Origin of the sequence: Vreelandella lutescens (assembly GCF_014640815.1) — a bacterium.
GTDB lineage: Bacteria > Pseudomonadota > Gammaproteobacteria > Pseudomonadales > Halomonadaceae > Vreelandella > Vreelandella lutescens.
Genome location: NZ_BMHM01000001.1, coordinates 889,555 through 910,497, shown reverse-complemented (window position 1 = coordinate 910,497; position 20,943 = coordinate 889,555). Strand labels below are relative to the sequence as shown.

Here is a 20,943-nt window from a genome sequence, read left to right as displayed (position 1 = left end):
TCGATTTCAATTCATTTGTCGGTGCCTGTTCGTCACGCGCGCGCCTTGCTAAAGTACCTCAAGGACAACCAAGGAGCACTGCATGGCCACTAGCCTATTAAGCCAATTAAAAGAGATGACCACCGTGGTGGCTGATACCGGAGACCTTGAGGCTATTCGTCGCTTCCAGCCCCAGGATGCCACCACCAACCCATCGTTGATCCTGCAAGCTGCCCAGCAGGAAGAGCGCCGCGCTCGTCTGGCGAGTATTGCCAAGGAGAGCACTGATTTAAACGATGCCGTCGATCGTGTCGCGGTCGATATTGGTAGCGAGATCAGTAAGCTGGTACCCGGCTACGTCTCTACCGAAGTGAGCGCCCGTTTATCATTTGATCGCGACGCCACCATTGCTAAAGCGCACTCACTGATTGAGCGCTATGCACAGCATGGTGTCGGCCCTGAGCGCATTTTGATTAAAATGGCATCGACCTGGGAAGGGATCCAGGCGGCCCGCCAGCTTGAGCGCGACGGGATTCGCACCAATCTAACGCTGCTGTTTGGCTTTGCTCAGGCACAGGCTTGTGCCGATGCGGGTGCAACGCTGATTTCACCGTTTGTGGGTCGTATACTCGATTGGCACAAGGCACGCTCGCCGGAGGCTGATTTTAGCGGTGCCAATGACCCAGGCGTGCAGTCGGTTAAGCGTATTTATGACTACTACAAAGGCCACGGCTACCCGACGATTGTCATGGGTGCTAGCTTTCGCAATATAGGTGAAATTCAAGCCTTGGCAGGCTGCGATCGTTTAACCATTTCCCCCGCGCTGCTCAACGAGCTAGATGAGCTAGAGGGAGAACTTCCGCAGCAGCTAACGCCCATGGGTGCCAGCAGCTCGGTAGAACAAGCGCTCACCCAGGCAGATTTCCGCTGGGAAATGAACGAAGATGAAATGGCGTCGGATAAGCTGGCGGAAGGTATTCGCAAATTTATGGCGGACCAGCGTAAGCTTGAAGAGCTATTGAGTACGCTGCGTAAGCAGTAAATGCTGACCAACACAGCATCTAGGCCTATCGATAGTCACATCGTTAGCGCGCCCTCTACCCTCTCGGGTAAGAGGGCGTTTTACTTATGTACCGCCGTAGATTGCGCTTCCAGCATCTCCACCAACGGCTGAAACTGCTCGCGATTATGCTCATTCATGTGCATTAAAATGCGGTGTGCTTCAAGGATACGGTCGCGCAGTCCCTCTTCATCAGCAGGCTCAGCGGGCAAGTCTTCCATTGATGAATTCAGCGTGGCGGATTGCTTGAGCGGCGCTTCCATCAGGGTAAAAAAGCGCGCAAATCCCATGACGTCGAGCATCTGACGCACATCGGGATTGTTCGCAATAATAGTGGGAGGTTGCTCTAATCGCCCTTTCACCGCCATTGCCACTTTAGCCAGGAAACCTAACGCCGTTGAATCGACATTGGTCGCCTCGCGCAGGTCAATCATCACCGCCTGGAGACCAGGGGTTTCAGCAAGACGTTGCGCTTGGGTATCTAGGGTGGCGCATAATGTTAACCGCACATCACCACATAGCTTTAATACAAAAACACCGGAATCGAACGCCGCTTTAATGCGGCCCTCTTCAATCAGCATGACCAAATCCGCTCACCATCATGATTGTCAGGTCATCGGGTAAAGCATCGCGGTCTTGGTTCGCCTCATCATCCTCATCGCCCTCTATCAAGAGCGAGTTGGTGTTGGCTAGCCGGTCGCGCAGCTGCTCAAGCGTGACACTTTCGCTAACGAGTTGCTCAAGTTCCGTGAGCCGCGTGTCGAGCGTTTTACCCGGCAAGCATTCCAATACACCGTCTGAACACAGCCACAACCGAAAGTTGGCCGGTAAAGCACAGCTAAGCGAAGGATACTCCACATCAGGGAAAAGACCTACAGGCATTCCTTCCCCAGCTAATCGTTCCAGCTTACCATCGGCCGCTAATAACGGCATGGGTAGCTGTGCACCGAGCGAATAGTGCAGAGTCTGTTCCTCATGGTCAATAACGCCTACAAATAATGTGGCGTGCTTTCCAATATCAGTATCCTGCAGTTCACGATTCATTGCCGCCAGCCAATGAGGCGGCAGCTGCTCTGGCGCCTGGCCGTCCCACTCGTTCAACCAGCGGTTACACAAGTACTTCAGCAGGACCGTGACAAACGCAGACGATGCCCCGTGGCCCGAGACATCGGCAAAATAGAACGCGCTAAAGCGGTCGTTATAGCGCTGGTAGTCGAGAAAATCCCCTGACAGGTAGAGCGAGGGGGCAAACCAGTAGTCGTAATAAACGCCGTTGATCACTTTAGGATGCGTTGGCAGCAAGCGGCGCTGTATATGACCACCGCTTTGCTGATCCATACGCAGTAATGCCAAGTGGGTCTCTAGGCTTTCATTCAGCTCCGCCAAGCGCTCACGGTCGCGATCTCGCTCTTGAGCCAGGGTATGAAGCTCAATCGCCTTGCGAATCATTCGGCGTAACAGCTCTGTGTGGCGCAACGGATGCACTATATAGTCCACCAATCCCACATCAATCGCCTTTATCAAGTCAGCATCCTGGCGCGAGTCGCTGACGACAAGGGTGGGCAACCGATGTGTCAGTTGTGACCACTGTTGGCGCGGCACGGCACGGGCGTGGGCCACAATCAGTGCGGTGCCACTCGGCAAGTGGTCAATGTTATCAGCTGCAAACACCCACATGCCGTCACAGGTAATCGCCTCAGCAAGCGCATCACGCTCAGTGCCGGGCTCGTCGATTACCGCAATCAACTGCTTAGCGTGATCCATGTTAGGCCTCAATCGGCGAAGTCGTCGTCACCGAAGTCGGTATCGTCGAAATCAAACTCGTCCATGGCAAAAGGGTCGTCACCTAGCTCACCGTCATTCACCTCAAATTGACGGCGCTGTAAGTAGGCATCGCGGATAAAGCGGTAACGATCACCGGAAATCAGTGACTCTTGGTCTAGCAAGCCCGCGCGGAGGTGAATAATATCGAGCGCCGTTAAGCCAGCACGCAGTTGGTGATCATCCATATACGTAATGGGGTGCGCTGCAAAATCAACCGGCAGGCCCGAGGCATCTCGTAGCGTGCGCGGGCCTAGCAAGGGCAGAACTAAGTAGCGCGAATCCTCCCAACCCCACACGGCCAACGTTTGGCCAAAATCTTCTTTATCTGCCGTGATCTCCATCAGCGTGGCGTAGTCCAGCAAGCCACCAATACCCACCGTGGAGTTAATCACAAAACGGGAGGTTGCCAACCCTGCATTGGCTGGCTTGCCTTGCAACAAACTATTCAGTGCAGTGCGGACTTCGCCTAAGTTAGAGAAGAAATTTCCTACACCGGTTTGCACAGGGTCTGGAGTGACCGCTTTGTACCCACGCGCAACCGGTTTGAGGGCATAGCGATCCAATACGTCATTAAATTCAAACACACGCCGGTTGAAGCCTTCCCACGGGTCTTGCGGGTCTGGCGCTACACGCTCCTGTGCGGCATCTCCTTGAGAAGAGCCGGCACTGGCACATCCACCCATGCTTAGCGTGGCTAGCAATAGTATAGGCAGCAGCTTCTGCCAAGTGCCTGGAGCCTCTTTTTGCGGTGCCAACAACCTCAGCATGCGATTTCCTCTTTCAACATAAAACGCTATTCCTAACACAACCGGTGATCGGCAAGATCCACCTATGACTGGCGACGTAGGACCACGCTACCAGCACTATACCCCGCACCAAACGAACAGATAACGCCAATATCCCCGGCCGATAACGCTTCACGATGAAGATGAAAGGCAATGATCGAACCCGCAGAACTGGTATTGGCATAGCGATCCAAAATAATCGGTGCCTGTGCTTCACTGGGCTCTTCACCCAGTACTTTACGCGCAATCAGATCGTTCATGTGGCGATTGGCTTGGTGTAGCCACATACGCGTTAAATCCGCCCCTGATAGCTCTAACGAAGCGAGGTGATCGGTGATGAGTTTGGCCACCATCGGGCACACTTCTTTAAATACACGGCGTCCTTCTTGCACGAATAGCTTGTCTAACGCCTGCGGGTCGCTATCGGTCACGCGGTTTAAAAAGCCTGCGTTATTGCGAATCGCATTCGAAAATTTGGTCACGAGTCGCGTTCCAAGAATTTCATAACGCTCATTGGCCACGGCAACATCGCTATTTTCCAGTACCATAGCCGTACAAGCATCGCCGAAAATAAAGTGGCTGTCACGGTCTCTGAAGTTCAAATGCGCCGAACAGATCTCCGGATTCACAATCAGAGCACGTTTAACGCTGCCCGAGGCAATCGCATTCGCCGCGGTTTCCAAGGCAAACGTGGCGGAGCTGCAGGCGACGTTCATGTCAAAACCGTAGCCGGAAGTACCCAGCGCCTGTTGCACTTCTACCGCAACCGCCGGGTAGGCACGCTCTAAGTTGGAGCAGGCCACAATCACCAGCTCAATATCAGCGGCATTCACCTGTGCAGTTTCCAATGCTTGCCGCGCTGCCTGAGTGGCCATCTCACACTGAATAGACGGTTCGTCATTATCACGTTGGGGCAGTTTAGGCCGCATACGCTCAGGGTCAAGGATACCGGCTGCATCTAGCACATAACGACTTTTAATCCCCGAGGCTTTTTCAATAAATTCACTGCTGGAGTATGCGAGCGCTTCGTGTTCTCCGCGCGCGATGGCCTCCGCATGCTGCGTATTATGAATGTCGACCCACGCATTAAAAGCAGCGACCAACGCCGCGTTATCAATGGCGTTTTCCGGTGTGTAGAGTCCTGTACCGGTGATCACTACATTGGTCATGCCTGTCTCCTTATTGCGGCCTCAAGGCACATAGCTGAAACCGTCCGTAAAATAACATCTTGCAAGGATTTTCACCCTGCCCTCTCTGTGCGTTTGGTTTGCGCTATTAAACGCTGGTAATTTCTTCCCAACGCTTTTCCAAACGCTTAAGGGATACCGGCATCTGAGTGCCTAACTGCTGAGCAAATAGCGACACTCGCAGCTCCTGTATCCACCAGCCAAACGCCACCAGCTCCGGATCTTCAGCGGCACCTCGGCGCTCGCTTTTTCGTCGTGCATCGAAGCGGGCTTCCATAGCTTGGACATCGTGCATCATCATTTGGTCGCGACCGCGTTCACGGGCCGCTTTTTCGAGGCGAATCAGGGCCGCCTCGGTATAGCGCGGATACTCGCTAAGCCACTCGCCAGAATCGCGAATGAAGCCAGGATAGACCAAGCGCTGCATCTGTGCGCTAACATCGCTGTAGACGAGCGCTAGAGCAAAATTGAGCTTCCCTTTAAGCACTTTGGTCACCGCCAAATGCCCTTTCAGTGCTTCTTCGATTCGGGTCAGCAGCGCGGTCGCATAAGGAACCAGCTCACTTTCGGTCGCCTTGAGCCGCTCGGCAAGCTCATGGGCAGAGCGCGGCAGCGGATGATGGGCCACCACCTGCGTGAAGACTGCGAGCAGTAAATCCTCCACGAGAGCCTGTTTACTCCCCACTTTAGCAAAGAGTAACGCGCACTTTTCTACTCCGGGTAAGCGCTTTATAACCTTCACCTGTTCAGGACGCTTAGCAATCGCCAAACGGGCCACACCTTCCTGGTGAACCGCCGCCGCCTTCGCCGGATGATCAAAAAGCGCCACCTTAAAGCTATGGGCCTCGGCCATCAGTGCTGGGTAGGCTTCTACTCGAATGCCCGCTTGCGTCGTGACTCGCGACTCGGGCAGCGGCGACTCCGGTAACTCATCCAATGCAGGTGCTTGGCTTGCCTGGTCGGCCAAGGCCTGAGCACCTGCGCTGGCAGCTTCTTCAAAACGTCGCTCCAGCGCACGCACGTCGCGCCCTTGGCCCAATGTTTTGCCCGCATGGTCAACGACCCGTACGTTCATGATGAGATGCGGCGGCAGCAGATCAAGACGCCAATCGTCCGGGTGAACTCGGGTGGCCGTGCGGCGGCGAATGAACTCTCCTAGCGCTTCAGTGAGCGGTCGCTCATCAGGCACAAGTGTTTCCAGCGCCGCATCGACCCAATCAGGAATCGGCACGACTTGGCGGCGAATGCTTTTAGGCAGTGATTTCAGCAGCGCAATGCACTTTTCACGCAGCAACCCCGGCACCAGCCACTCCAAGGCATGTACCGGCAGCTGCGGCAGCATGGCGGCGGGCACCGTAAGCGTCACGCCGTCGTCGTCGGCATCCGGGTCGAAGTGGTAGCTCACCGGGTAAGCCACCCCAGAAAGGGTTAAGTGATCGGGGTACTGCGCCTGGGTAACGTCGTGGGCATCCCTGGCTTTTAGCGTTTCAATATCAAACTTGAGAAGCCTGGCATCTTGTCGCTCGGCCTGCTTGCGCCAGTGCTCAAAGCCCTTACCGTTAACGATATCGGCGGGGATTCGCTCGTCATAGAAGGCGAACAGCGTCTCTTCGTCCACCAGAATATCTCGCCGACGAGCGCGATCTTCTAACGCCTCTACTTCTTCGATTAGCGCACGGTTATGGGCAAAGAACTCCCCTTTGGTTTGGAACTCACCCTCCACCAACGCCCGACGAATAAACAGCTCCCGCGACTCCTGAGGTGCAATCGGCCCGTAATGCACGCGACGGCGCGCCACAATCGGCAGGCCAAACAGGGTAACCTGCTCAAATGCGACCACCTGAGCACGCTTCATTTCCCAATGGGACTCACTGTAGCTGCTTTTTACTAAGTGCTGTGCCTGGGGCTCGATCCACTGCGGGTCAATCTTGGCCACGGTGCGTGCAAATAGCTTCGTGGTTTCGATCAGTTCAAAGGCCATGACCCATTTGGGTGTTTTTTTCGCCAACCCAGAACCTGGATGAATCATAAACTTGCGGTTGCGCGCGCCAAGGTACTCTCGGTTTTCAAGCAGCGTGCCCAAATTGGATAAAAGGCCAGACAGCAGCGCCTGATGCAGCTTGCCGGATGTTTTTCGCCGCGCCTGCTTGGCCTGCTCTTCGCTCTCGTTCTCATCGCGAGGCAGCGGCGCGGGCACCTCAATCTCCATATCTCTCAGCAGTTGGCGCAACTGGCGGAAGGTATCGTGCCACTCGCGCATGCGCAGATAGTTAATGTAGTGGTCACGGCACCAACGTCGCAGTTGGTTACCTGACAGCGCCTCACGCGCATTCTCGATGCCATGCCATAAATTCAGCAGCGCAACGAAATCGGAATCCGGATCGTGCCAGCGCTGGTGGGCTTGGTCAGCGGCTTGCCGCTTGTCGGCGGGCCGGTCGCGGGGGTCTTGAATAGCAAGCGCAGACACCACGATCAGCACATCTCGCAGGCTGCCTCGCTCTGCACCCGCTAACACCATGCGTGCCAAGCGCGGGTCGATGGGCAGCTTCGCCAGCTTACGACCCAGCGCACTCAGCTGCTGTTTATCATTCACCGCACCCAGCTCAAACAGCAGCCGGAAACCATCTTTGATAAAGCGGTCATCGGGCGGATCAACAAAGGGAAAGTCTTCAATATTGCCAAGCTTGAGCGCCAGCATCGACAGAATGACCGATGCTAGGTTGGTGCGCTGAATTTCCGGATCGGTAAATGCAGGACGTGATAGAAAATCCTCTTCGTCGTAGAGACGAATACACACGCCTTCTGCAATCCGGCCACAGCGGCCCTTACGCTGGTTGGCGCTCGCCTGGCTGACCGGCTCAATGGGCAGCCGCTGGATTTTTGCCCGGTAGCTGTAGCGGCTGATACGTACCAGGCCAGGGTCAATCACGTAGCGAATCCCCGGCACGGTGAGGGAGGTTTCAGCCACGTTAGTCGCCAGCACGATGCGCCGCCCACGGTGAGGAGCAAACACACGGTTTTGCTCTTCATTGGAGAGGCGCGCATACAGCGGCAGAATCTCGGTGCCTTTTAAATCCGCGCGGCGCAGGGTATCGGCGGTTTCACGAATCTCCCGCTCGCCGGGTAGAAATACCAGCACATCGCGGGGGCCGTGCAGCCAGCCTTTTTCCCGCTCAATCGTTTCGATCTCACGCACGGCATGCAAAATGCCCTCCTGCAGCGTGCGGTCATCTTCATCCTCTTCACTGCGCACCAGCGGGCGGTAGTGGACATCCACCGGGAACGTGCGACCCGACACCTCGACGACTGGCGCTGGCGTTTTCAGCGTGCCGAAATGGGCCGCAAAGCGCTCCACGTCGATGGTCGCCGACGTGATGATGACTTTTAAATCAGGGCGCTTGGGCAGCAGCCGTTTAAGATACCCCAGCAAGAAGTCGATGTTTAAGCTTCGCTCGTGTGCTTCATCGATAATCAGCGTGTCGTAACGCAGTAGCAGCGGGTCGTGCTGTGTTTCAGCCAGCAGGATGCCGTCGGTCATCAGTTTGACGAGCGTGCTGGGCGAGCTTTGGTCGTTAAAGCGCACCTGATAGCCCACCTGTTCGCCAAGCGGCACGCTCAACTCTTCTGCCAGCCTCCCTGCAACGCTGCGCGCAGCCAGCCGCCGTGGCTGCGTATGACCAATCAACCCTTTTCGGCCTCGGCCAAGCTCCAAACACATTTTGGGCAACTGAGTGGTTTTACCCGAGCCGGTTTCCCCTGCCACGACCACCACTTGATGGTCACGAATCGCGGTGAGGATATCGTCACGACGCTCCACTACCGGCAGTTCCGCTGGGTAATCCAGCATCACGCGCAGCGCTTCGCGCTGAGCCAGCACCTGCTTGGCTTTATCGACTTCTCGCTGCACCTCACTCAAGCCACGATCAATGGGCTTTTGTTCGCGCTGCCGACGCCGCAGGCCAGCCACACGACGCGATAGCCGCTCTTGATCACGCAGCATAACGTGGCTTAGCGATTCGTTAAGCGCGGTGAGTGCGTGAGCGTGGTCTTGTGGGGTATCAATGCGGGAGGAGTGCGTGTCGGTGGTCACGTTAGGCTCGGTTTCCATCTCAGAATGAACGTCGGCCCACTCTTAGAGTGGGCCGACCATTGTAACGCTTTCGCGAACGAGACGCCTAACGCCAGCTTGACCGAGCGTTCAACCCTTATGGAGCGTTGGACGTTTCTTGGTCGCGCAACTGGCGGCGTAGCACCTTGCCGACGTTAGTTTTTGGCAGTTCGTCGCGGAACTCGATGTATTTCGGCACTTTATAGGCTGTGAGCTCTTTCTTGCACCATGCGCGCAGTGTTTCGGCATCGAGCTGGCTGTTTTTTGAGACCACAAACAGCTTGATGGCTTCCCCAGCGTTCTCATCAGCAACGCCGACGGCGGCGGCTTCCAATACATCGGGATGCGCAGCCACGACGTCTTCGACTTCGTTGGGGTAGACGTTAAAGCCCGACACCAGAATCATGTCTTTTTTACGGTCAACGATCTTGATGTAGCCATCGTCCTGCAGCACGGCGATATCGCCAGTATGGAACCAGCCGTTTTCATCGATGGCGTTGCGGGTCTCCTCTTCACGCTGCCAGTACCCTTTCATCACCTGGGGACCCTGAACGCAGAGTTCGCCCGGCTCACCAAACGGCATGTCGTTACCGTCGGCATCCACTACCTTCACCGAGGTACCCGCCACTGGCTTACCAATCGTGCCCAATTGGATCGCATCGTTGGGGTTGAAGCTCACAATCGGCGACGTTTCCGTCAGGCCATACCCTTCGGCAATCGGGCAACCGGTCGTCTCTTCCCAGCGCTGAGCCGCTGCCTTGGTCAACGCCATGCCGCCTGAAATGGTCAGTTTTAACTTAGAGAAGTCGAGCTGTTTGAAATCGTCCCGATTACACAGCGCGTTAAAAAGCGTATTGAGGCCGATAAAGCCGGTAAACGGCAGCCCCTTAAGCTCTTTAACGAAATTAGGCAGGTCGCGGGGATTCGTAATCAGCAATGAGTGGTTGCCAGTTTCCATCAAAAATAGGCAATTAACGGTAAACGTATAGATGTGGTACACAGGCAGCGGTGCAATCACCAGCTCTTCACCGTCAGTGAGATGCTCACCAATTGCTGAGCGCGCCTGGAGCATGTTGGCCACCAAGTTACGGTGAGTCAGCATCGCACCTTTAGGCATACCTGTGGTGCCACCGGTGTACTGTAGCGCAGCCAAGTCATCGAGAGTGCGCTCAACAGGGGTGTGCTTAAGCGATGCGCCTTTCTTTAATGCATCACGGAAGCCCACAGCGCTCGGCAACGAATACGCCGGTACCATTTTTTTAACATGCTTCACCACCGCATTAATCAACCAACGCTTTGGCGCATCATGCAGGTCACCTAACTGCGTCACCAACACATGCTTGATATCCGTTTTATCGAGCACTTTCTCAAGTTTGTCAGCCATATTGGCCAGAATCAGGATGGCTTTGGCGTTGGAGTCTTTAAACTGATGAGCCATCTCCCGCTCGGTATACAGCGGGTTAGTGTTTACAACCACGAGGCCTGCACGCATCGCACCAAACACCGCCACAGGAAACTGCAGTACGTTAGGCAGTTGGATCGCGATTCTATCGCCCGGCACCAAGTCAGTCTCGTGTTGGAGCCACGCAGCAAAGTGGGCTGAAAGACGATCAAGGTCGGAAAAAGTAAGCGTCTTGCCCATGCAGGTGAAGGCTGGCTTTTGGGTAAAGCGCGAGACCGCCGAGTGAAAAACATCCGTAACAGAGTGGTACTGATCCAATCCTTCAAGCGCAGGTCCGCTTAAAATGGGGTTATTGGCGTGTTCGCTCATGGGCTATCTCCGCTATCCGTGTCGATGTGAGACCGACCTTGTTATTGTGATGAGGTTATTTAAAGAGACTCAACGACAACGATATACGACGTTCAAGAGAGTGTAAAACGATCGATTGAAACTTGCGTTTCAACTTTAGCTTATAGTCAACAAGGCAGTTGACCCTATGGACAGTATCGAGCGTCAATTTCTCCCTCACGCCATACCAACAACTCTCCTGGCACCATCCTGTGCCACGCCTCGTTTTGCGTTAGTGGCTCGGTGGCAATCACTGAAACAATATCGTTAGGCGTCGTGTGCTCGATAAAATTAACCGTCATTTCCGCATCAGATAACTCCGCCTCACCAAAAGGAGCACGCCGAGTTATGTGTGCTAATTTGGTCGAGCAGTAGCTATAAAGATAGACGCCGTCAGAGAGGAGTAAATTAAAAACGCCAAGGCCCCTTAACTGCTCGCACAGCGCGTGCAGTTTTTCCCATAGCACTTCTGGGATAGCCGGTGGTGTGGGAAACGCCCTTCGCAGCTCGCCCATTATCCAGCAAAAAGCGTGTTCGCTATCTGTATTACCTACCGGTGTGTAGACCCCCAAAGGCAATGCCTGCCAGTCACTCAGTTGGCCATTATGGGCATAGCACCAGGGTCGACCCCACATTTCACGGGTAAAGGGGTGGGTATTAGCCAGCCGAACACCGCCCACGTTGGCTTGGCGAATATGGCTGATGACCACATTGGATTTAATCGGGTAATCGCAGATCAAGCGGGCAATGGGTGAATCCACCGAAGGGTGAGGGTCTCGAAAATCGCGATAGCCACCCTCTTCATAAAAGGCGATCCCCCACCCATCACGGTGAGGGCCCGTGCCCCCACCGCGGTGTAGAAAACCAGAAAAGCTGAAGCAAATATCGGTGGGTACATTGGCACTCATACCCAGTAATTCACACATTGGCCCACTCCCTTGATGCCAGTCGCATTAGCGGATCACCGGCTCGCGGCGGCGAGTAGGCTGTGGCTCCTCCTCCACGTGGCGGCGAGCGGGCGTATCTTCAACGGACGCAGGGCGACGCCACCACCAAAGGGCGATACCAATGCAAGCCCCTAGCGCGACGCCTAACACCAACCACAGCAAGCCATTACGCAAAGCACTGACACTGTGTTCAAAAAAACCGACGGCAGCTACCATGGCAGACGGTGCCCAACCGCTGTAGAACTCGCCCTCTTCAACGAGCGGTAGCCGATAACTGGCAGGCATCCACATGGCTCCTGCCGCACACCATGTAATGACTAGACGCGGCAAACGCGGCAAAAATCCGAATCCAAAGTAAACCGCTAACAGCACCAGCAGCGAAAGACCGTAATAACTTAACCACAGCAGTGACATTGAGTCTGCAAACAGCATAATACCCCTCATGTGGGTGGAAGCACCCGACGTTGATTTCCCGTTATGGTACCTATCAATTTATGAAAGCACAGCCTGGTATGCACGAAGGCTCGCCCGTCGCGCGCTATTATCGCGCCGATGACCCGCAATGGCACTGGTTAGAAGAGCGCGATAGCCCTGATGTTAGCGATTTTCTCACTGCGGCCAACCAGCAGCATGCCAACTGGTTTACTCCGCTCGCTCCGCTGGCGGATACCCTCTACCAATCGCATCTAGCGCGCCGCGAACTGGCTGTGAAAAGTTTAGAGACAGCGCTTGACCACTTTACGTTCTGGAGCGAGACCGGTGCTGAGGATGACTACCCCTGCTGGTGGCGCTATCCCAACGGCCAGCCTGAGCAAAAAACCTGCTTTCTAGACGTTCGTGAACGCGCCGCCGAGCAGCCGTTTTACGACATGGGCGATATGGCCCTCTCCCCAGATGAGCAGTGGCTCGCCTGGACCGAAGATACCCAGGGCGATGAGCGCTTTACGCTCTGGATAAAAGCGTTACCTAACGGCACGCCGCGCCAGCTACTGACCAATATCGGCCCCAGCGTTTGTTGGGCAGAAGATCAAAACGTAGCAGGCGCAACGCTACTCTTCACCCGCTTTGATGATACCCAACGCCCGGATAGCCTGTGGCGTCTTTGGATTGAATTTGCTGAGCAAGCGCCTACGCACGCCCCCGCACTCGTGTTTCAAGAGCCTGATCCCGAGTTTTGGGTAGGGGTAGGCAAGACGCGCTCTAAAGCGTGGCTCATCATCGAAAGCGGCTCAAAAGATACTACTGAAGTCCTCGCCCTGCCTGCTGATCAGCCCGATACGGCCCTCATTTGCCTGCACCCCCGCGAATCGGGCGTAGAGGTCAGCATTGATCATCGCCCTGGAACCTTTTATCGCCTGCATAACCAGACGGGCCCCCACTTTCAACTGGATATGCGCGGCGAACACGATAACGCCAGTTGGCAGCCGCTGATTGCGCATCGCGATGACGCGACGCTGGAGGGGGTTGATGCGTTTGAGTGGGGCTTGGTACTTGCTGAGCGAAGCCATCAGGATGCGCAGGTACTGCTGCGGCGCTTGGAGCTGGATAGTCACCATCAAACGCTGCTTGATAGCTACATTGAACTGCCCGAAACGCCCTGTTCACAGCTGCTGGAAGACTCGCCACACTTTAATGCGCGCACGCTGCACCTGCGCGAGGAGTCGTTTACCCGCCCACCGAGCTGGTATGCCTTAGACCTCGATAGCGGTGTACGCACGCTGTTAAAACAGGTGCCCGTTCACGGCAACTTGGCGCCTGAACAGTTAGTTAGCCGCAGAGTATGGGCCACTAGTCACGACGGCGAGCAAGTCCCGGTATCGGTGGTCATGCGAGCAGACTTGGCAGGCCAGCCAATGCCCACCCTGTTATACGGTTACGGTGCTTACGGTGAAGCGCTGGACCCCTGGTTCTCGATTGCCCGCCTAGAGCTACTGGAGCGCGGCGTGGCCTTTGCTGTAGCCCATGTGCGCGGCGGCGGTGAGCGCGGCGAACCGTGGTACTTAGAAGGCAAAATGGCTCATAAAGAGAACAGCTTTCACGACTTTTTAGCCGCCCGTGAAGCGCTTGTGGCCACCCATATCAGCCAGCCTGAGCGGATAGTCGCCTGCGGTGCCAGTGCAGGCGGGCTGCTGGTGGGTACTTGCATCAACCGTGCGCCGGAGGCCTTCTGCGCGGCGGTGTTGGATGTGCCTTTCCTGGATGTGCTGCGCACCATGCAGAACCCAGAGCTGCCGCTCACCACCGCCGAGTACACCGAGTGGGGTAATCCTGAAGCACCCGATGTGGCTGAACGCATCGCCGGTTATTCCCCCATCGACAATATTCGTGAGCAGCATTACCCCGCCCTGTGGATTGAAGGCAGTTGGTTCGATACCCGCGTTAGCTACTGGGAACCCGCTAAATTCTACGCTCGCGTGAGTCAGGCACAGCAAGGAGCTGCACCTACTCTGCTACATACCGATATGAGCAGCGGCCACGGCGGCGCATCGGGAAGGTTTAAGGCGTGGCGCGATACCGCTCGCCAGGATGCGTTTATTCTGTGGGCACTAGGGCTAGCGGAGGCGTCGCGGGAAGTGCATTCGTCAAGGCCTCAGTAAACTCCCTAAACGCTTGCTGAGCCCCTTGAATGACCCAGGGCCATGAGTCTAGTGGACACATGGCCTCGGCAAATTGCCAAAAACCCGCCCACGCGGCGGGTGTAAGGGGCATTTCGGAAAAAAATCGGCTCGGAATCTGGTCACCCAAAGCACGCTTGGCGTGGCAGGCAATCGCCTCGCCCCCTAAACGTGAACCCTCGTGCACGTAGAGCATGCCAACCATTTCATACAGACTGGCAGGTGCCGAGAAGCGCCACGCAGGAAGCACCGGCTGACCTAGCTTGCGTAAATCATGGCCCAGCAACGGCTCTCGCAGCGTCAGCGTATAGTGGCTCTTATACTCCACTATCGTTTGGCTGAGCGCACGCTCAAGGCCTGCAGCCGCAGGGTACAGACAGGTAAGCGCCGCTCCATAGATTGCCCTGTTAACATCGGGGCGGAGGAGATGACGCAATGCCGGATGATGATCCACACGATGATGGTCAGCTTTCGTCTCTTGCCTGAGCTGCTGCGCCAGTGACCCATCGTCTCTACTCTGCATCGTGACTCCACGGCATGCTCTTAGCTTGCCGCAATAACGCGCGCAGCTTAAAGAGATAAAGACGAGCACTCGCGGTCCAGGGTCGGCTATGCCCAAGGCGCTGTTCAACCCAGGATTCAAAGGAGCGTCGTGGTGAAACGACGCTTCCACCGTCCCGATAATCCACAGGCTTATCAGGATTTCCTCCCCACGTCACATCGTAAATATGCTCTAAGCGACACAGATACAAGTTGACGGAGTGATGCTGGTCTAATGGCAGGTCACTAATTAAAGCGACCCCTGCTACCTCGCTTAGCGGCATCTCAGCGCAATCGCGTTGAAGGCAATCGCTCATCCAGACGTTAGAAGCTTCATTCGCTGCCTGCTGCGCTACGATATTCATCGCATCGGGCGTCAAGCCTATCCCGTGCTGATAATACTCTTGGTCCATTTGAAGCATCACACCATCGGCTCCAAAGGTCTCCATTAACCATTCGCTCAGCTCTTCCCAAGCGCTTTCCAATTCGCCATGGCGCATCAATACCGCTTTGGCATGGTCAAAGTGGCGTTGCAATCCATCAATCACCTGCTGGCGTCGGCGCGCTTTGAAGTCACGCAGGCGTAAATTAAATCCTTCGCTCAGCCCTCGCATCGCTTCTAGTTCGCTAACCGTTAACTGCCGTGGAGATGCTGAATGGCAAGAGATCAACGCATCAAGCTCTCCGGCTTGGATAATGGGCAGAGAAATGGCACCGCCTACCCCCATATTCGCCATATACTCTAAGTGAATGGGCGATGCGCTGCGTAAATCGACATAGCTTAAGTCAGGTGTCGCATCCGCGTTGGCTGAATAGATCGGCACGGGTGCAGCGGTGGCATCAGGAATCGTGCGCCAGGGGTTTTTCAAATAGAGTTGACGCGCAATATAGGGAATATCGCTGGCGGGAAACCGCAGCCCTTGATAACTGCCCGCGACACCCTCTCGACACGCCTCGGCGAGCACTTCGCCATCGCCCTCAGGCATAAAACGGTAATAAAGCACTCGGTCAAAACCACTCAGCGCCAGCAGGCTATCCATCAACGTTTGACACTGAACCGCCAGCTCATCGGCACTCTCTGGTACAGACACAGCCCCACTAACGGCCACCATCGGCGCAGAATGGGCGTCGACAGGATAAAGCTCATATACACAACCGCTACCGTGATGGCTTGTCACGACAACATCGAACTCTTGATGAGGCGTATCACACTGGCCAATGTAACGCTCACCTGGACTGAGTTCAGGCAGTGCCGCAGTAATGTCGTGCAAAAACGCAGGAAGCGGATACCCAAGTGCAACATGGGCCTGTGGATCGGTTAACAGGCTATCTGCATTGGCCGATACATGGGTTACCTTGCCTGCCATATCAGTGATCATCAGCACACCATGGGACTGGATCGCTCCAGAAAGATGCAGTTCCTCCTGCTCACACTGATGAATAAAACCATGCGACTGAGTCATGAAGAGGCATCCTGCAGAGTGTGATCACTGGCGTCGGCAACAATCACTGAGGTGAAATCATCCAGCGCTAAGGGCATAGAGAGCAAATAACCTTGGACAAAGTCGCAGCCATTTTCAATCAGCCAAGCCAGTTGGGCAGGCGTTTCTACGCCTTCGCCCACGGTACGGATACCCAGCGCTTTGGCCATACCCAGAATAGCAAGTGCAATGGCTTGATCTCCGCCATCTTTACCACCTAGCCCGTCCACAAAGCTCTTATCGATTTTCAACTCGGCTAAGGGCAGCCGCTTTAAGTAGGCAAGCGATGAATAGCCGGTACCAAAGTCATCCACTGCCAGCTTAATACCCGCTTCGCGCAGTTTTTCAATATTGCCTAATGCTGAGCTGGAGCGGTCTACCAAGGTACTTTCAGTGATTTCAACTTGAATCAGCGAGTACGGGACCCGGTACTGTTTCAAACAGCTAAACAGGTGGGTAATAAATCGCTCTTCTTGGAAGCTGCGCGCCGACACGTTCATGGCAACAGGAGGCGGCGTTAACCCTTCGTCTCGCCATTTAGCAAGCTGACGTACCAAGAGCAGTGCCACGTAACGGTCCAGTTCCAGAATCAGCCCTGTCGCCTCTGCCACAGGAATAAAGTCAGCGGGGCTCACTTGGCCAAGCGTGGGGTCGTACCAGCGCAACAGCGCTTCTGCACCGGATAAACGGCCCTCCTTCACGCAGACAAACTTTGGCTGGTACACAAGATGCAAACGGCCATGCTCCATGCCTTCACGCAGGGCATGCTCGATCGCGACATCACGCATCAAGCGCGCCTGAAGCTCCGGCTTGAACAGCTCGAACCGGTCACGGCCATTCTCTTTGGCACGGTACATGGCCGTATCGGCGGCTTTGGTTAGCCCAGCGACATCGTCACCATCGTCAGGGCAGAAAGCCAACCCAATACTAGACGTCACAAAAAGCGCATGTCGGCGCACCTCAAACGGTTTAGAGAGTGCTTCTACAATGCGTTTAGCGACCTGCTCAGCGCCTTCGATGGTGGTATCCACCAGAATAATCGTGAACTCGTCTCCCCCCAACCGGGCAACGGTGTCCATATCCCGAACCAGCTCTTTTAGCCGATTGGCGACTTGGATCAAAAGCTCATCCCCCACGTCATGCCCTAGGGTGTCGTTGATGCTTTTGAAGTTATCCAAATCCAAAAACATGAGTGCGCTTAGCTGTTCGCTGCGCTTTGCATGGGCAATGGCTACTTGCAAGCGATCCTGGAACAGCGTGCGATTGGGCAAGCCTGTGAGGGCGTCGTGTGTGGCCAGGTACTCCGCCTGGCGCTGAGACTCTTTGATATGGCTGATATCTGAAAAAACGGCGACGCATAACCCATCATCATGGCTATCTGGCGCAATAAGATTGAGCGTTAACCACTGGGAAAATAGTGTTCCATCACGATGTTTATTAAACACCTCCCCCTGCCAGTAGCCGTGCTGCTGAACGATATCCCACAGCACATAGCACGTTTCAGGGGTTTGCACGCTGCCTTGGTTTTCATCCTCGCAGTACAGCAAAGGGAGTGCAGGCTGGCCTTCAACGTCACTTGCGGCATATCCCGTAATACGGCTGAACGCATTGTTCACTGACTGGATATCACCTCGAGCGTTAATGACGACAATGGCTTCTCCCGCCTGTTCAAATACCTTGGCAGCGACCAGCATTTCTCGCTCAGCATGCTTGCGGGCGGTGATATCCTCTGATTCCGTCAGAATAAGATAAGGATGCCCCTTATCGTCTCTTAATACCTGATGTACACAGGATAAAATGCGCGGACTGCCCCCATCACTGGGCAGAATGTGCTCGGCCTCAACGATCTGCTGAAAGCGCACGGCTTCCATATCCCGTGACCACACCGACCCAGCGTAAGCATCGTCAAATAGCTCAAACACATTGTGACCAATCAGTTGCTCTTGGGTCAGGCCAAACGTATTTAAAAACTGAGGGTTAGCAAACGTATAGCGCCCGTTAAGATCTTTTAGCGCAATCATTACCGTGCTGCTTTCCATCAACGCGTGCAGCTGCGCTTGGGACTGTCTTAGCTTGGCCTGTACCTGGCTGAGGTCGGTAACATCCATCAGAGTGACGACCAGTATTTCTACCTCGCCGAGCTGATTTACCCCAGGGGTAATCAGCCGCTGCAGTAGTCGCCCCTCCAGCTCCAGTACACTCTCTTCCGGCGTTGCCTGCTGAGACACACTCACCAGCGTCTCTTCCAGATCATTAAACACAGGGGGTAAACGCAGGCCCGACACATGACGCAATAGCGCCGTAGGTCGCACGTTGAACGAACGTGCCGCAGGCGCGTTATAGCGCTTCAGGCAAAAGTCGCTATCAAACACGAGCAGCGGAAAATCCAGCGCATCGTAGAGATACGTATATTCATCATTGAGCTTGGTCAGCTCACCCGTCTTAACATTCAGCTCTTCATTCAAGCTAATCAGTTCTTCATTCGTGGCTTGCAGCTCTTCATTGGAGGCCTCTAGCTCCTCATTGGTTGCCTGCAGCTCTTCGTTAGACGCCTGGGCCTCTTCGTTGAGCGACTGCATCTCCTCATTGGCAGTCGCTAACTCTTCAATGAGCGACTGCAGGTGTTCTCTAGTGGCTTCCAGCTCATCTTCAAGACTCTCCATCCCATCAAGCTGGGCGGGCTCCATTAGCTGGTCAAGCGGCACACTGACGGGCTTTTCACTCTCCACCAGCGGGGTTAACACCATGAGGATACGGTGGTCGTCATCTTGCTCGGTCAATCCACGGACACTTAACCGCCACCACTCATGCTCAAAGCGCCGTCGACGCCCTAGCTGTGGGGCGCGCTGCTTATTGAATTGATGCAGCAATGACATCAGCTCGCCCCGAAAGGGGTCAATGATGACATCCTGAATACCGACTTGAGTGCGACCTGCTGGGAAATGCAGAAAGCGCTTCACGTCTCCAGCGGAGTGCTGAACATTACCCTGGGCATCGCAAAGCGCGACGGTGGCCCCCATATGGGCGACCAATGCATCCAGCAACTGCTGCATATCTCGATCACGGCGCTTCAACGGCGCGACAATTCGCTTAGCCGTTGGCGTTTGTTCGACTAACTCGCGGCTTTCACCTTGCTTACTAAACAGGCGTTCGCGTCGGTCTAATGGGGTAAACAGCGCTTCCGAATACCCCACACTTTCAGAGCGACCTAAAAAGAGCAGGCCTTTGACTTTAAGACCAAAATGAAAACGTTGCAGCACTTTCGACTGCAGATCATTATCGAAGTAGATCAGCACGTTACGGCAGGTAATGAGGTTTAAACGTAAAAATGGTGGATCATCCACTAAATTGTGTTTAGCAAACACAATCATATCGCGTAGCGTTTTATTGACCTCAAAATTTTGTTCATGGGGGGTGAAATAGCGCGCTAATAAAGCGGGAGGTAGAGCATCCAGGGCAGCGCCCAAATATCGACCCCGGCGAGCAATTTCCAGCGCATCCTCATCAATATCCGTGGCAAAAATTTGCACGACAACCTGACTGTCTAATGCCCGCTTTGCCTCGGCGATTAACAGTGCAATGGAGTAAGCCTCTTCACCGGTGGCACAACCAGCTACCCAAATTCGCAAGGGACCGGTTTCTACCTGCTCCACCATCGGGTGGATCGCTTTTTTGAGAGCATCAAACGCGCTGGTATCACGGAAAAAAGCGGTCACGGAGATAAGAATATCGCGTCCCAGCTGCTCTAGCTCAGCGGGATTATTCTCTATTAACGCAACGTACTGCTGCATATCAGAGACGTTAGTCGCCACTAGACGACGGCGGATACGGCGACTCAGGGTGCCAGGTTTATATCCCGAAAAATCGAGCTTTCGGCGCTCTTTTAATAGCGTCAACAAGCGCGGAGGTACATCAACCTGATTCCCTTCTAAGCTTGCACATTCAAGGCGCGCCAATTCAGCTAGCCGCGATGCCATCTCCTCCACGTCGAGAATGTAATCAATCACACCGGCGTCAATCGCAGATTGCGGCATACCGTCATACTTAGCGCTTGAAGGCGTTTGCACCATCGTGATGCCACCAGCGGCCAAGATAGCACGAAGCCCCGCGGTCCCATCTGAGCCGGTACCCGATAGCACGATGCCCACAGAGGACTCATGGGCATCACTGGCAAGCGAAGTAAAAAAATCATTGACTGACGGCTTTGGTACCACATGCGGCAACGCGGGCGTGGTGTAAAACACACCGTCTTTAATCGTGGCATTCGTATTGGCAGGCACCACATAGATAACACCGGCTTCAGGGCGCTGGTGGTTTTCAAGCCGCATGACCCGCAACCGGGTTTCACGGCTGAGAATATCCACCAGCATGCTCTTATGCGTGGGCGAGACATGCTGCAGCACTACATAAGCCATCGGCAATGTAGGATCCAACGGGCGAATCAATTTTGAGATGGCTTCGAGCCCGCCCGCAGAGGCACCAATACCGACGACGATAGGCGGTACTGGTGCGGAAGTTGCAGCAGTCATGAGGTTCCTTTGCTAATCGAGAGAGGTCTTTTCCCCAGTCTACACAGCTCGCTAGCAAAGCAATATGGTCGGATACGATAAACTACCAACGGTATCGCC

General features: G+C 54.8%; 13 protein-coding genes. 2 read left to right on the top strand and 11 right to left on the bottom strand.

Features of this window, described 5'->3' with window-relative positions; all coding sequences use genetic code 11:
- Window positions 1-82 precede the first annotated feature (82 nt).
- Window positions 83-1,021 (top strand): transaldolase, encoded by a 939-nt coding sequence (gene tal, locus IEW65_RS04210; protein ID WP_188638231.1) that lies wholly within the window; start codon window positions 83-85, stop codon window positions 1,019-1,021.
- Between the two features lie 80 nt (window positions 1,022-1,101).
- Here the strand turns inward: tal and IEW65_RS04205 are convergent, their stop codons facing one another.
- The 8 genes from IEW65_RS04205 to IEW65_RS04170 all read right to left on the bottom strand — a co-directional run bounded on the left by IEW65_RS04205 (window position 1,102) and on the right by IEW65_RS04170 (window position 12,111).
- On the bottom strand, window positions 1,102-1,620 hold the full coding sequence (locus IEW65_RS04205) for an STAS domain-containing protein (RefSeq protein ID WP_188638230.1): 519 nt from the start codon (window positions 1,618-1,620) through the stop codon (window positions 1,102-1,104).
- Window positions 1,610-2,803 (bottom strand): PP2C family protein-serine/threonine phosphatase, encoded by a 1,194-nt coding sequence (locus IEW65_RS04200; protein WP_188638229.1) that lies wholly within the window; start codon window positions 2,801-2,803, stop codon window positions 1,610-1,612. Before IEW65_RS04200 ends, IEW65_RS04205 begins: the two co-directional genes overlap by 11 nt.
- A gap of 8 nt (window positions 2,804-2,811) precedes the next feature.
- Entirely contained in the window at window positions 2,812-3,630 is an 819-nt protein-coding gene (locus tag IEW65_RS04195) for an MlaA family lipoprotein (RefSeq protein ID WP_188638228.1), read from the bottom strand.
- Between the two features lie 62 nt (window positions 3,631-3,692).
- Window positions 3,693-4,817, bottom strand: a complete 1,125-nt coding sequence (locus IEW65_RS04190; protein WP_188638227.1) for a beta-ketoacyl-ACP synthase III — start codon at window positions 4,815-4,817, stop codon at window positions 3,693-3,695.
- A gap of 106 nt (window positions 4,818-4,923) precedes the next feature.
- Window positions 4,924-8,943, bottom strand: coding sequence for an ATP-dependent RNA helicase HrpA (hrpA, locus tag IEW65_RS04185; RefSeq protein WP_188638226.1), 4,020 nt, complete (start codon window positions 8,941-8,943; stop codon window positions 4,924-4,926).
- Between the two features lie 97 nt (window positions 8,944-9,040).
- On the bottom strand, window positions 9,041-10,714 hold the full coding sequence (locus tag IEW65_RS04180) for an AMP-binding protein (RefSeq protein WP_188638225.1): 1,674 nt from the start codon (window positions 10,712-10,714) through the stop codon (window positions 9,041-9,043).
- A gap of 164 nt (window positions 10,715-10,878) precedes the next feature.
- Window positions 10,879-11,658 carry a class II glutamine amidotransferase gene (locus IEW65_RS04175; RefSeq protein WP_188638224.1) on the bottom strand — a complete coding sequence of 260 codons (780 nt, stop codon included), beginning with the start codon at window positions 11,656-11,658 and terminating at the stop codon, window positions 10,879-10,881.
- Window positions 11,659-11,685: 27 nt separating this feature from the next.
- A complete protein-coding gene (locus tag IEW65_RS04170) occupies window positions 11,686-12,111 on the bottom strand; it encodes a hypothetical protein (protein ID WP_188638223.1) in 426 nt (141 codons plus the stop codon).
- 62 nt (window positions 12,112-12,173) lie between these two features.
- Here IEW65_RS04170 and IEW65_RS04165 point away from each other — a divergent pair, with 62 nt between their 5' ends.
- Window positions 12,174-14,276 (top strand): S9 family peptidase, encoded by a 2,103-nt coding sequence (locus tag IEW65_RS04165; RefSeq protein ID WP_188638222.1) that lies wholly within the window; start codon window positions 12,174-12,176, stop codon window positions 14,274-14,276.
- Here IEW65_RS04165 and IEW65_RS04160 read toward each other — a convergent pair.
- Genes IEW65_RS04160 through IEW65_RS04150 form a run of 3 tightly spaced genes read right to left on the bottom strand, consistent with a single transcriptional unit; the run spans window position 14,212 to window position 20,844 of the window.
- A complete protein-coding gene (locus tag IEW65_RS04160) occupies window positions 14,212-14,817 on the bottom strand; it encodes a biliverdin-producing heme oxygenase (protein ID WP_188638221.1) in 606 nt (201 codons plus the stop codon). The genes IEW65_RS04165 and IEW65_RS04160 overlap by 65 nt on opposite strands.
- Window positions 14,807-16,297 (bottom strand): GAF domain-containing protein, encoded by a 1,491-nt coding sequence (locus IEW65_RS04155; RefSeq protein WP_188638220.1) that lies wholly within the window; start codon window positions 16,295-16,297, stop codon window positions 14,807-14,809. The genes IEW65_RS04160 and IEW65_RS04155 overlap by 11 nt, the downstream gene beginning before the upstream one ends.
- The gene (locus IEW65_RS04150; protein WP_188638219.1) at window positions 16,294-20,844 is read right to left on the bottom strand and encodes an EAL domain-containing protein; all 4,551 of its coding nucleotides are present in this window, start codon (window positions 20,842-20,844) and stop codon (window positions 16,294-16,296) included. The genes IEW65_RS04155 and IEW65_RS04150 overlap by 4 nt, the downstream gene beginning before the upstream one ends.
- Between the last annotated feature and the right edge of the window lie 99 nt (window positions 20,845-20,943).